The sequence below is a fragment of the Streptomyces sp. NPDC026062 genome, assembly GCF_055568375.1.
The window spans coordinates 263,610-276,706 of sequence record NZ_JBVHOQ010000002.1 but is presented as its reverse complement, the minus strand read 5'-3'; the positions used below and the strand labels follow the sequence as shown (position 1 = coordinate 276,706).

The 13,097-nt window shown below is 70.2% G+C and carries 10 protein-coding genes; 4 read left to right on the top strand and 6 right to left on the bottom strand.

All coding sequences use genetic code 11. From position 1 onward, the window contains the following. Positions 1 to 29: 29 nt before the first annotated feature. The 6 genes from ACZ4LX_RS02910 to ACZ4LX_RS02885 form a co-directional block, all read right to left on the bottom strand. Entirely contained in the window at positions 30 to 971 is a 942-nt protein-coding gene (locus ACZ4LX_RS02910) for a sterol desaturase family protein (protein WP_467637645.1), read from the bottom strand. Between the two features lie 756 nt (positions 972 to 1,727). After that, on the bottom strand, positions 1,728 to 1,868 hold the full coding sequence (locus tag ACZ4LX_RS02905; RefSeq protein WP_467637642.1) for a hypothetical protein: 141 nt from the start codon (positions 1,866 to 1,868) through the stop codon (positions 1,728 to 1,730). Between the two features lie 33 nt (positions 1,869 to 1,901). Further along, positions 1,902 to 3,740, bottom strand: coding sequence for a carbamoyltransferase family protein (locus ACZ4LX_RS02900; protein WP_467637639.1), 1,839 nt, complete (start codon positions 3,738 to 3,740; stop codon positions 1,902 to 1,904). Further along, positions 3,733 to 5,973, bottom strand: coding sequence for an iron-containing redox enzyme family protein (locus tag ACZ4LX_RS02895; RefSeq protein WP_467637636.1), 2,241 nt, complete (start codon positions 5,971 to 5,973; stop codon positions 3,733 to 3,735). The genes ACZ4LX_RS02900 and ACZ4LX_RS02895 overlap by 8 nt, the downstream gene beginning before the upstream one ends. A 219-nt stretch (positions 5,974 to 6,192) precedes the next feature. Further along, positions 6,193 to 7,233: an Inducer of phenazine A gene (locus ACZ4LX_RS02890; RefSeq protein WP_467637633.1), complete on the bottom strand. Its 1,041-nt coding sequence runs from the start codon at positions 7,231 to 7,233 to the stop codon at positions 6,193 to 6,195. Continuing rightward, positions 7,230 to 8,252: a phytanoyl-CoA dioxygenase family protein gene (locus ACZ4LX_RS02885; protein WP_467637629.1), complete on the bottom strand. Its 1,023-nt coding sequence runs from the start codon at positions 8,250 to 8,252 to the stop codon at positions 7,230 to 7,232. Before ACZ4LX_RS02885 ends, ACZ4LX_RS02890 begins: the two co-directional genes overlap by 4 nt. Positions 8,253 to 8,778: 526 nt before the next feature. Between ACZ4LX_RS02885 and ACZ4LX_RS02880 the strand changes: the two genes are divergently transcribed. The 4 genes from ACZ4LX_RS02880 (at position 8,779) to ACZ4LX_RS02865 (ending at position 13,094) form a co-directional block, all read left to right on the top strand. Beyond that, positions 8,779 to 9,669: a hypothetical protein gene (locus ACZ4LX_RS02880; protein WP_467637624.1), complete on the top strand. Its 891-nt coding sequence runs from the start codon at positions 8,779 to 8,781 to the stop codon at positions 9,667 to 9,669. A 298-nt stretch (positions 9,670 to 9,967) separates the two neighbouring features. After that, positions 9,968 to 11,239 carry a phosphotransferase family protein gene (locus tag ACZ4LX_RS02875; RefSeq protein ID WP_467637618.1) on the top strand — a complete coding sequence of 424 codons (1,272 nt, stop codon included), beginning with the start codon at positions 9,968 to 9,970 and terminating at the stop codon, positions 11,237 to 11,239. Positions 11,240 to 11,362: 123 nt separating this feature from the next. Beyond that, on the top strand, positions 11,363 to 12,172 hold the full coding sequence (locus ACZ4LX_RS02870; RefSeq protein ID WP_467637614.1) for a cupin domain-containing protein: 810 nt from the start codon (positions 11,363 to 11,365) through the stop codon (positions 12,170 to 12,172). Between the two features lie 61 nt (positions 12,173 to 12,233). Further along, positions 12,234 to 13,094, top strand: coding sequence for an NAD(P)-dependent oxidoreductase (locus tag ACZ4LX_RS02865; RefSeq protein ID WP_467637611.1), 861 nt, complete (start codon positions 12,234 to 12,236; stop codon positions 13,092 to 13,094). Positions 13,095 to 13,097 lie beyond the last annotated feature (3 nt).

Here is a 13,097-nt window from a genome sequence, read left to right as displayed (position 1 = left end):
AGTCGTGGTGGAGCGTCGGGGGACGGCGGTCACTTCGGTTCGGGGCCCGGCGCGGGGCGGCGTCGCCAGGGGTGCAGCAGGGCGGCGAGGATTTCTCCGGTGCCGGGGAAGGTGGCGGGGTCATGGAGACCTACGGCGGCAGGTTCGCGGCCGGGACGCCAGGTGAAACTGCCGAGGAGGTGGTCCCAGCACGACAGGTCGGAGCCGTAGTGACCGGCTTCGGCCAGATCGGTGCTGTGGTGCAGACGGTGCTGCTCGGGGCTGGCCAGCAGGTGGTTGAGCGGTCCGATACGGACGTCGATGTTGGCGTGGACGAAGTAGCCCTGGGCGGTGACGAACAGCCCGACCACCAGAACGGCGGGCCGGGAGAATCCGGCGAGGGCCAGGGCCAGCTGGACCAGGCCCTGCGCCAGGACGATGTCCAGCACGTGGTTGACGCCGTTGTTGGCGACGTTGACCTTCTCCGGCACGTGGTGGATGCCGTGCAGCCGCCAGAGCAGGGGGCTGCGGTGGCCCAGCCGGTGCACCAGGTAGCTGGTGAGCGATCCGGCGAGGAGCGCGCCCGGGATCTCGATCCCCAGGTGGTGGGTCGGCTCCGCCGGCGTGATGAGGCCGATGGCCAGCGCGACGATCAGTTGCGCCAGCCCGCTTCCGGCCATGGTGAGCAGGAAGTAGATGCCGTAGAGGCGCCATTCCCGCTTTCCCGGGTGCCAGTTCCGGTCGTAGGGAACCAGCTGCTCCAGGACGACGAGGTAGGCGATGACCCCGAGCAGGAAAAGCGGGCTGACCCATGCCGGATCCCACCGCTGCCGCACCGCGAACACCCCGACGAGAATGACCGCGAGCAGCAGAGCGGGATAGGCGGCCACACAAAGAAACCGGGCCATTGAATTACCGAACGACCCCTTCCGTGCAACCGAATAGCCGGCCGAATAGTTTTCGCCATCGGCGACACGCTCACGCTCGTCCATCCGTGACCCCCACAGGAGACAGTAACCGGGAGAAGGATCAATGCATCACATCAGAGCAGGTCAGAGCGCCCTTCGGCGCACTGGTGAACCCAGGGGGCGACCCTGGGTTCCGCGCTGGCGGATTTCAGACACCCGGCCCCGCCTGAATTCGGCCGCGGTGCGAACTGATGCCCCTACCCCCCATCAGCCCAGATCATCTATTTCCCGATCTCGCGGCTTTAATCATGCCCGACTCACAGAAATCGCCTGACCCTATTGGTCGCGGGAGGTAAAGGGAGAGGAGCCTCGCAGCAGAGGGGATTTCATTTGTGTGAGCAATTACTTCGTAGGATCATCGCGATGACAAAGGACGGCGCATTCCGCTGCGCCGGTACGCGCCCTCCACGCCCGGGCGCGCGTCCGGGGGGAGAGCAGTGCGCCCGCACGAAAACCGCAGCCCGAACGCCCCGGCGGAAGCGCGGGGCTCCGGGCGGGGCGACCTGGTCCGCTGCGGCAACGGGGCTCTCGAACGCGGCTGCGCGGGAAAGGGGCCGGCCGGTTCGGCGCAGATGTGCGCGAGGCCGGGGATGACGGAGGGCCTGGGATGACGCGGGGGGCCGTTGCGTTCTTCTTCGCCCGGGCCAGGACAGGATGAAGGCGCCGGGGAACGCGGCGGTGAGTTCGCGGAGCTCGTCGGGGTTGTCACCGATGCTGTGGCCGCGGGGACCGATGCCGGCGTAACCGTAGAAGGTTCCGGCGCTGAATCCGGTGTGACCGTCAGCGATCCGCGGGTTCGACCCAGTAGGTGTTCGCCCGCCGTCTGCGGCGACGCGTCAGCGGGTCGTGAAACAGGCGGCTCGCCATGCCGACCGGGGTGACGACCAGGAAGTAGACGATGAAGAGCATGGTGTCTCTCACGACCTCTGCTGTGCGGGTGGTGGGCGGGAGCGGTCAGTCGAGGGGGATGTCCGCGCGCCAGTCACCTTCTTCGGACCACGCGGGCTGCTCGCTCTTGTGCAGCACGAAACCGCCCATCGCGAGCATGTCGATGTCGGTGCGCATGAAGCAGGTGTAGGCGTCGTGCGGCGAGTTCACGATCGGCTCGCCTCGGACGTTGAACGACGTGTTGACCAGGACCGGGCAGCCCGTGCGCGCCTTGAAGGCGGTCAGCAGCTCGTGGAAGGCCGGGTTGGTGTCCGGGGTGACCGTCTGCACGCGCGCGGAACGGTCGACGTGGGTAACTGCGGGGACCGTGGAACGCGGCACGCGCAGTAGGTCGAGTCCGGTCGCTTCGGTCTCGGGCGCCGGCAGCTGCTGGGCCGCCGCCACGTGCGCCACCACCAGCATGTACGGACTCTCCTGGCCGAGTTCGAAGTAGTCCTGCGCGTCGTCGGCCAGCACGGCAGGCGCAAACGGGCGGAACGACTCCCGGAACTTGATCTTGAGGTTCATCGCGGACTGCATGGCCGGATCGCGCGGATCGCCCAGAATGGAGCGGGCTCCCAGGGCCCGGGGGCCGAACTCCATGCGGTTCTGGAACCAGCCGACGATCCTGCCTTCGGCCAGTGCCGCCGCTACGTCGTCGGCCAGGCCGCCGGGGTCCGGGCGGTGGTGCGGGATGCCGTGGGCGCGCAGGTACGCCGCGATCTGCTCGTCGCTGAAGGCCGGGCCCAACAGCGAGCCGGACATCGCGTCCCGCCCGCTGCCGACGTGGTCGCGCACCGCTCCCCGTTCCATCGCCACCGCCATCGCCGCCCCCAGCGCCCCACCGGCGTCCCCGGCGGCGGGCTGCACCCACACCTCGTCGAAGATGTGGCTCCTCACGATCTCCCCGTTGGCAACGCAGTTCAGCGCCACTCCTCCGGCCAGGCAGAGCGTGGCCTCCCCGGTGCGTTCTCGTGCGGTACGGGCCAGGCGGAGCATCACGTCCTCGGTAACCTCCTGGACAGACGCGGCCAGGTCGAACTCGCGTTGCGTCAGCGGCCCCTCGGGAGTGCGTCGTGGACCGCCGAAAAGCTTCTCGAACGCCCGGCCGGTCATCACTCGCCCGCGCAGGTACTCGAAGTACCGCATGTCCATGTGGAAGGACCCGTCCGGCTTGATGTCGATCAGCCGTTCCCTCATCAGGCCCGCGTACCGGGGCGTGCCGTAGGGTGCCAGGCCCATCAGCTTGTACTCGCCGGAATCAACCTTGAAGCCGCAGAAGTAGGTCAACGCGGAGTACAGCAGCCCCAGTGAGTGCGGGAACCGGATCTCGGCCAGAGGTTCGAGCCCGGTGTCCCGGCCGTGCCACAACGTCGTGGTGGCCCATTCGCCCACCCCGTCCACGCACAGCACGGCGGCCGAGCGGTACGGGCTGGGGAAGAACGCCGAGGCCGCGTGGGACTCGTGGTGCCGCCGGGCCACGATCTCGGGCACCTCGCCCAGGCCCAGCGACTCCAGTTCGCGCCGGACGACCTGGACCGTCCGGAGCTTGCCGTCGGACCGCAGCCAGTTCGGCAGCGTTTCACGGAAGGAGGCGGCAGCCATCGGCGCGGTGCCCACCAAGGTGGCCAGCACTCTGCGGAACTTCAGCCGGGGGTCCTCGTAATACGCGACGGCGGAGACGTCCGCGAGGGACGCCCCCACCTCCTCCAGACAGCTGTGTACCGCCTGGGCGGGGAAGGAGGAGTCGTGCCGTTTCCTACTGAAACGCTCCTCCTGTGCGGCCGCGACGGGGACTCCGTCGCGCACGAGCGCGGCGGCGCTGTCGTGGTAGAAGGCCGAGATTCCGAGAACCAGGTCAGACACCGGTGTGCTCCTCCGCCCCAGGTACGAACGACGTGTGACCGCGCCGCCGGGTTCCGGCGGGCCGGCCGCGACGGCCGGCCCGCCGGGCCATGAATCCAGTGGGCGGGCTGAGGGAGCGGTATCCGACACGCACCCGCTCCCAGACCTCCGCCCGGCTGCCCGGCCCGGCGCGGTCCGGCAGGCTCGCCATACAGGAATCGACTGCGTCGGCCGCCCAGGCGGAATGCCCGGTGACGACATTGTCGATGGTGTTGTGGATGTCCACGAAGCGGGTACTGAAGCCGTACTCCCGCAGGGCCAGCCCGGCCCTGCGGTAGGCGCCGCCCACCCCGGACAGTTCCATGGCCAGATTCAGGCCGAGCACCTCGGGAAGGAAGGTGCGCGGGAAGCGCCCGACGCTCAGCCAGTACACGGGCAGCTCGAACGACGCGTCGCGGAAGCCCGGCCAGCGCGCGAACTCCGGCGAGGCCGTGGGCGGCAGTTCGACGGCCATCTCCTTCAGGACCTGGCGGTAGATCAAGGGATGGTTGAGATCGGCCTCGCCGTTGCCCAGCTCGTCCCAGTAGGTGGAGAAGAGCGAGTGCCCGATGTCCGACGAGGCCAGTTCGTAGTCGGTGAAGCCCTGGAGCCAACTTCCGTCGATCAGGGTGAGCGGGGCCGTCTGCACGGCGTCGTCCACCACAGCCTCGCGCGACGGCAGCGCAAGGTCCGCGCTCTCCTCGAACTGCGCCCCGTGCCGGTCGTGCTGCGCCAGCAGCCAGGGCCGCAGGCCTTCGGCCGTCCACCGCTGCGGGAGCGGCACGGACCGGGAGTCCATCCGGTACCGCGCGCGGGCCAGCCATTCCCGTACGTACCGCAGGCACCAGTCGTTGAGCTCCGGGCTGCCGGTCCGCACCATGAGCGCGTGGTACGCCTCCCGGAGGTCGCGTGGGCCGTCCCCGGACGGCGCCGCGGTCTCCAGCAGACCGGACAGCGCCGCCAAGGGGTCCGGATCCGGCGGACGTTCGGCGGCAGTCGGCGGGCGGGCGGGCGCGCCGGACCCGGCGACCCGCGGGGGGCGGCCCGGCAGGGCGTCGATCCACCGGCCGATGACGGAGAGGTCGTCCGGCGAGAAGACCCGGAACATCGGGCCGCGCTCGCCGACCAGCCCCGTGAGCAGGGGGCTGACACCGGACCTGCCCGGTCTGACCAGCCTGCTGCGTGCCAGGACGTCGAGGAACGGCCCCGGGTCCCGTCGGCAGTCCACCAGCCACTCCGACAGCGGCCGGTCCTCCAGGAGGACGTGACCGTGGTAGAACGCCCCTTCCCCGGCGCGCAGACGCAGCAGCTCCGCCATGTCGAAGGCGGGATCGAGCGACGCGTGCAACTCCTCGCGCAGGGCGTCGTCCTGGACCTTCAGGGCGGACAGCGCCCAGCGGAAGCCCGCGTGCACCCGGGCCGCGGCCTCCGGACCGGACCGGACCAGGGCCTCCGCGACGGCACGGCACCGCTCCAGTGGCGCGGGACCGTCGTCCGCAGCGGAGGAGTAGTCGATCGCCGCCCGGACGGCGTCCGGCTCCGGCCCGGCCGGAGCGAGCGGCGGCGGCGCGCCCACCGCCCGCAGGCACAGGTCTGCCCCGATGAGTTCGTCGCGGAAGTCGTCGGGCCGCCGGCTCATCAGGAGGAGCAGGGCGGGCAGGCGGAACGCCGCGTCCGCGATCCTCCGGTCACCGGCGAGACGCGCCAGCGGTACTGCGTTCTCCGAGGCTCGCAGCCGCCGCAGCAGGCCGAGGTAGGCGCTGCCCCTGGCGGCGCCCGGGTGGCCGACGCCGGCATCGGAGGCGTAGAGGGCGAGGATCCGGAGCGACAGGGCCGAGTCCGCGGTGCCCGGGGCCGTCAGCCACTGGAGCCACGCCCCGGCGGCGAGGCCGAGGGGCGCCCATCCGAGGGCCGCCCTCCGGACCAGGAGCAGCCGGCCCTCGTCGTCGGTGAGGCGCCCGACCGCCCGGTGTTCCTCGGCCGCCGCGGACGACCACGCGGCGGCCTCCGCGATCAGGCTGTCGAGCGGCCGGCCGGTGTCGGCAGGGTCCTGGAGCAGCTCCGCGCGGATCCGGTCGACCAGCGCGCCACCGGGGACGAGCGCCTCGGGATCGGCGGCGCGCGCGTAGAGCGCGCGACAGATGTGCCCGGCGCCGACGCCCCACGCGGACGAGGCGGGTGCGTCGGTGCCGTCGCTGCTCGCGTCATGGTGCATGGGAGCTCCTGAAGGGTGGACGTGTCACAGATGCCGAGCGGGATGGGCCCGCTCCCGGAACACCGGGCGGGGCTCTCAGAACATCGGGTAGATCGACGCGTCGTCCTTCCGGCCGCGGCGCTTCCCGCGCCGGAAGATCTTGTCGACGAGCTTGCGTAGAAAGGACATGCCCCACCTCGTTCGGGCAGTGCGCGCACTGCGTGACTTGAGACGCCGGATCTAGGAGAGTTCGAGAGATTCCGCCAGGGCCCTGGCGACGATCTCGTGGCCCGCGTCGTTGTAGTGGACGCGGTCGACGAAGAGCCAGTCGTGCGGGGTGGTGGCCTCGGCGACGACGGGATTCAGGTCGAGGAACCGGACCCCCCGCTTCTCGCAGCCGACGCGGAGCGCCCCGGCGAGTTCGCGCGCGACGTCCGGCGTCGCGACGTCCCCGTACAGCTCCTCCCATACGCCCCGCTTGTAGATGCGGTCCCGCTCCTCGAAGAGGATTTCCTCCTGCGGCGTGGAGGTCGGCCGCATCCACCGGGACATCGGCTGGAGGACGTACGACACACGGGTCCCGTGGCCGGCCACGCGCCGCAGGGTGTCGAGCTGGCGAAGCGTGTTGTCCACGGCGGAGCCGATGACCGTGCCGATGTCGCGGCGCACGTCGTCGAAGGTCGCGACGGCGGCCTTCGGGGCCGCCCTCCTCGCGCGGCGGCCGAAGCGCCCGGACCGGCCCCGGTTGCGTTCCCGCAGCTCCTCCATCTGCTCGAAGTACTCGCCGCAGAAGAAGAAGGCTCCGTGGTCGCCCTGCTGCCACTCGGGCAGCCGGGCCAGCATCATGGCGTTGACGCCCGAGAAGACGACGATCTCGCTGATGTCGCCCAGCCGATGCCGGTACAGAGTCAGCAGCAGCGCCTCCTGGACCGGGTTGAAGCAGTGGCCGGCGAAGTTGAGCCACGGCTCGGACGGGGCGTACCGGCTCCACAGCAGGGAGGCCAGCGTCATGTGGTCGCCGGTGGCGCCCACCCCGAGGGTGGTGGATCCTCCGGTGATGATGCGCACGGGCCCTGGCGGCACATGCCCCCCGGCGGAGGCGCTGAGGCCGTCCGGTCCGGTGCTGAGGCGGAAGCCGGACCGGTCGGTGTTGATGGTCGGCGAGGAGAAGTCAGGCCTGCCGAAGTACATGAGATAGGGCAGGTAGTTGCGCTCCGCGGCGCCGTTGAACTCGTCGTAGTCCCGCATCTGCGGGGTCAGTTCGTACCGCTGGAGCTTCACGGGCACAGCGTTCCTCCGTCGCTCGTCGCGACACCGGCGGGAGTCTCGTTGCAGACCGTCCACGGTGCACGGTCCGCCCAGGACGACGGACCGTACGCGCCGGCGCCGTGTTCCTCCACCAGCTCGGCGGGGATCAGCGAGGTGTAGTCGCCGCCCCGGGCCATCACTGCCGACTGGTCGGTCGGCTTGTAGTGGTCCATCGGGTGTGCCTGGGCCCCGAAGTCGCCGAACATCCGGCGCAGGCGCGGCGAGAGGTCGTCGAGGACGGAGGCCGGCTGCGCCGTGTAGTCGTGCGGCCGGTGCCACAGGTGTCCGAACCGCAGGATGAAACTCTTGCGCGGTGCACGGACGTTGCAGTCGACGGCGTGCCACAGCGAGTACGGGAACAGCAGCACGTCGCCGGGTTGTGCGCGCACGGTCAGCGCCCCGGGGACCCCGCCCTCGCGCTGCTGCTGGTTCATCTTCTCGATGTCGGCGACGGTGGGAGCGGGCCAGGTGTGGCTCCCTGGGATCAACAGGAAGTTCCCGGAACGGGGTTCGGACACTTCGGTGAGGAAGATCTGCGCCTTCGCCTGCAGGCTGCGTCCCGAGTGGTCGATGTTGACGTCGTACATCGCGGGGCCGCCGTCGATGTGCCAGGGCTCGTGGGGCGACTGATCGATGTCGCGCCGGAAGACCTCCGAGCCCAGCACGTGCAGGCCCTCGCCGAGCAGCGAGGTCATCGGCCCGACAAGCCGGGGGTGGTCGAGGAAGTACGCCAGGGCGCGCTGTTGGGCTATGGCATTGCGAACCCGCACCAGGTCCTGCCGCTTGCCCTCCTCGAAGTAGCTCGGGTGGTACGACACCAGGTCCTCGCCGTCGACGGTCATGGTGTGCACGGCACGGTCGACGATTTTCCGCCCGAAGTCGATCTCCGCTTCGTTGAACACGCCGCGCAGGTGGAGGTACCCCTGGGCCGCATACCGCGAGAGTTCGTCGTCGCTCAGCCCACGCCAGTCATGTTCGGTGCTGACCATCATGCACTCCGTTCAGAATCTCTACTTCAAGGAGTTTCTTTACCAGGCAGCGATGAGCCGGAGATACGCGAGGGCGTCCCATCATCCCGCTTTCTCTTCCTCGACCAGCGAGCTAATCATCGAGCGCGGAGTGCGTCAACTTCCTTTCTGCTGCATTGAATGTCCTTTGTCCATCGTTTCGTCCAAGTCGGTGGGGTTTGGGAGCGGTAGGCGGATAAGCCACGCGCAATCCGCCGATCACGGGCGATCTCCCTTTGTGGAAACCTTTATTCCGCTTCCGGCATCCGCCCTGCATTGCGCAAGTTCTCGGCGTGGACCGACGCCCTGTGCTGCGGTGTTGTGCCCGAGGCGGCACGTGAAGCGCGCCATTGAAGCCTTGCCCTGCGCACGGAGGGCGGCTAGCTTGTGTGGGTCTGCGCCCTTCCCCCGAGATGATTGAGCGACGAAAGTTCCTCACGCGGGAACAGGGTGCGGTGGTATCGCCAGGGCATCGAGCGAATGGACGCTAAACTTACATGAAGGCATTTCCATGGCTATGACGGATGCGGCTGGAGCAGACCGAGGGTTCTATGTCGGAATCCTGGGACTGGATGGAGCAGGCAAGACCACTGTCGCTCACGGCCTCACCGCACGGCTGGCCGACCAGGGATACATTTCCGAGTTCCAGAGATGGCGGGACTTCGCAGCCAAGGTAGACCGGGCCGAATTCCCGCACATCACTCTGCGGCAGCTCCTCGTCGAGACCTGGCGGTCGCGCTACGGCGGTGCCACGGACTCGTCCTCGCTCGACGTGCAGCACGGCCCCCCGCTCTACGAGGACTTCACCGAGGCCAAGCTGGAACAGCTCGGCACTGTCGCCCCGGTCGGCGTCCACCGCTCGGGCATGGCCGCGTCCGCGATGCTCGAATTCGTCGCCGACATGCTGATTCAGGCGGAGTTCATCAACGAGAGCACGTCCAGGGGCAAGATCGTCGTCACCGAGAGCTTCGGCTACAAGAACGTGATGAAGGTCCTGAGCGTCGCGCGCGAGGTCCCGAGCGACGACCTCTCCGGCGATATCATCGCCAGGATGCGTGACTTCATCACCGACTGCTACACCACCCGGTTCATGCAGCCCGACATCGGGATCTTCCTGCGCGTCACCCCGGAGGAGTGCTACCGGCGCATCGTCGCCCGACGCGGCGGTGTCGGACCGGTGGAGGACATGGGATTCGCGGGCCGGTCCAGCCGGGAGTCCTTCATGGAGCTGCAGAGCGGCCTGCTGGCGGAGTACGAGCGGATGGCAGCCCAGTGGGGCTGGCACGTCGTCGACGGCGACGACGCCACCGCCGAGGAAGTGCTCGACGCGGTCAACGACATCGTGGTCTCCGACGTCGGGCCGGTGCGGGCGGAAGCCGGGCTCGGCCGGGGGAGCGGCTAAGGGCTGTCCCGCAATATCTGGTGGATCAGCGCGCGGCGTCAGATGCGGTGCATCGCAAGGCGGAGGGGCGCCCGCATACTGGATGTATTCGGGCGTTCCGACAACGCGGCGAGGTGCCGTAGCTGTCGTCGTGCGCCCGCCAGGAATTGCGGGACAGCCCTTAGCCGCGCCCGGTCCCGCGCGGGAGCTGTCACGGTCGCGCGACAGCTCCCGCCCCAGTCAGCCCTCCCGCCGGTGCGAACCGGCGGGAGGCGCGGCCCCTGTCAACACGTGCTCGGTGCGAAGGGCGGATACATCGATGGCCAACACGGGTGTGCCTTCTTCCGGGGCGGACGTTCTCGACCGGATTCCCCCGGAGGTGCGTGGGGAGCTGAGGCTGCGGCGGGCGCTGCCGCTCACCGGCGGCGGCACCCCCGCGCACGTGTACATGTGCGAGGACGCGGACGCCGAGGCGGTCGTCGTCAAGGTCCTGCACGCCTGGCCCGGCGTCGTGGACGGCCACGACCTGGGCTCCTTCCTGCGCAAGCCCACGCAGATATCCCGGATCCACCGCGAACTGCCGGGCCTGAGGCCCTACTACGTGCCGCTCGTCGGCCAGTGGCGGGGCCCGGACTGGGGGGCATACGCGATGCCCCGGGTCGACGGCGTCCCGCCCACCACGCTGCTGAACGACGCCGAGCAGGGGGAGCAGCGCTTCCTGGCGACGCTCGGATCGGTGTTCACGGTCCTCGGCACCCACGGCTACGCGGCCGACGCGGTCCCCGCTCCGCCAGGCCATGGCTTCGGCACCCACCTGGACCGGCTGTCGCGGCGGCTTCCCCTGCTGCGAGAGCACCTGGGGCCGCTGGTGGACGAGCCGGAACTACAGGTGAACGGGCGTACCGTTCCCGGCGCGCGGGAGCTGCTCCGCCGCGCCGCGGCCCGGCCGGACGTGCTCACGGCGGTCGAGCCGGTCCGGCTGTACTTCCCCGTCCACGGCGACCTGAACCTCGGCAACCTCATGGTCCGTCCGGCGGAGGAGCCCGGTTGCGGACGCGTGGGCGGAGCAGGGTTCACCGTGCTGGATCCACGTGGCATCGAGGAACACTGGGACCCGGTGTACGACGCCGCGAAGGCGCTGTTCAGCCTGACGCTGTTCGACGCGGCGATGAGCGGCGGATTCGTTATCGGCCAGGACGGCTCCGCCGGCCGGGAGGTCCGCCTGCGCCGCCCTCTGCCGGCGTACGGCCGGGCCGCAGCGAGCCTGCCTGCCCTGCTGGACACGGTGGAGTTCTTCCACGGCCTCGGCCGCACCGACCCGCTCTGGCGGCGGCGGCTCCTGTACACGCACGCCTTCCACGTCCTGTCGGAGTCGGCCTGCCGGCTCTCCGACCGGACGGACCGCGCCTTCCCCGGGGTCTCCGGTGAGGCCACCCGTCGCGAACTCGCCCTGGGGCTCTACCTCAGCGGGCTGCTCCTGCTCGACGACCTGCTGTCCGGCCCCGGCGAACCCGAGAACGATCCCGCGGCGCACCTGGACTGCCTGGCCACGGTGAACGGGTGGGCCACGGCTTCCCCCACCCCGCTGTGACCGCTTGCGCTGTCGAGGCCCGCCCCGATCGGCTTTCTCCGCCCGGCTGTTGGTCTCCCTGTTCCCGCAAGCGCCCGATACCGCTCGAAGGATGTTCGAGCACGACGATACGAGGTGTTCCCTTTGCAGCCCACTGACAACCGTCTCGTGGAGCGGCGTCTGTCGGACTTCTTCCGTGAGGGCGCCGGGAGCGGTCCGGACGCGCTCTTCGCGGACGAGGCCGTGGTAGCCGCGGCGGTCGCGAACGGCTTCGACCACCGCCTGTACTCCGCGGTCCGGGATGTGCTTCCCTCCCGGGTCGCCGCACCGGGTCCCTCCGGATCGGGGGCCACGCTGTGGTCGGCCGACCAGGTTGTCTACGAGCACGGCATGCTGCCCGGCGGAGAGCCGTTCCGCTCCACCGGGCACTGGAACCCCGCCGACCAGCTGGAGGTGTTCCAGGTGCTCAGCGGGCGCGTGCTGATGCTGAGCAGCATGACCGGCGAGGGCGGTGAGGAGCCGTTCGTGGCGTTCCAGGTCTGCGGGCCCGGGGAGCTGTCCGTGGTGCCGTTCGGTACCTGGCACCTCACCTACGTGCTCGATGGCCCGGCTGTGGTGTTCAACATCTACTCGGGCCCCGCTGACGACGTCAGGGGCGCCACCCCCGTGCACCGGACGCCCGCGAAGTACCGCTCGAAGCGCGGACCGGCCGAGATCACTGTCAGGCGTTCGGGCACCGGTTTCGCCATCGAACTGTCGGACATGTGGCGTGCGACGTGCGGCGACCCCGTGGAGGTGTCGTCCCCGGCGTGGCTCCATGCGGTGATGCCGCCGAGCGGGCTCCTCACCGACCTGCACGTGTCCGGATCGGACGCCGACCTCGACGCGCTGCTGGCCGCGGGACTGTCCTTCTCCGGTGTGCACCCGGCGGAGACCGCCGGGCTGGCCCGGTGAGCGGGGGCCGGGTCCGGCCGGCCGGGCCGGCCGTGACCGCGATCCGCCGCAGGGGGGCGCGGTGACGGCCGTGGCGGTCTGCGGCCTCGGACTGATGGGCCGGCCGGTCGCCGAGCGGCTCGCGGAGGCCGGGTTCCAGGTCAGCGTCTGGGACCGTACTCAGGCCAGGGCCGCCTCTTTCGAGGGCGGCGGGGTGAGGGTGGCCATGTCACCCGCGGCGGCCTCGGCGGGGGCGCAGGTGGCTCTCGTGCTGGTGAGCGACGCCGACGCCGTGCGCGCTGTGGTGGGCGGGCCGGAGGGAGTGGCCGCCGGCCGGCCTCGGGTCATCGCGCAGATGTCGACGATCGCGCCGCACGAGATCGTCGAACTGGCCGGAGGAATCCCGCCGGGTGTACATCTGCTCGACACCCCGGTGACGGGCAGCGTCCCCCAGGTGGTGACGGGTCAGCTCCGGGTCCTGACCGGCGGCGACGAGGAGGCGTGCCGCCTCGCCGATCCGGTGCTGAGGACGCTCGGCACGGTGGTGCCCTGCGGTCCGCTGGGCGCCGCTTCGGCCCTCAAGTGCGTCCTGAACGCGTGTGTCTCCCCGATGATGGCCCTGCTGGCCGAGGGACTGGCGCTCGCCGAAGGACTGGGCCTGGACCGGAGCCTGACGCTCGACGAGCTGGAGCGGACCCGGGTCGGCCCCCTGGTGCTGCGCAAGCGGGCGATGATCGAGCAGGACGAGTTCCCCGCGGACTCGCGGCTGAGGCTCTTCGCCAAGGACATGGAGATCGCGGAGGCTGCGGCGGCCCACAGCGGGACGCGGATGCGGCTGGCGGGCCAAGCGCGGCTGCTGGCGGGAGAAGCGGTGGCCGCGGGACTGGGCGAGCTGGACTACTCGGTTCTGGCGGGCTATCTGCGCGGCCGGGATCCGGCCTGACCC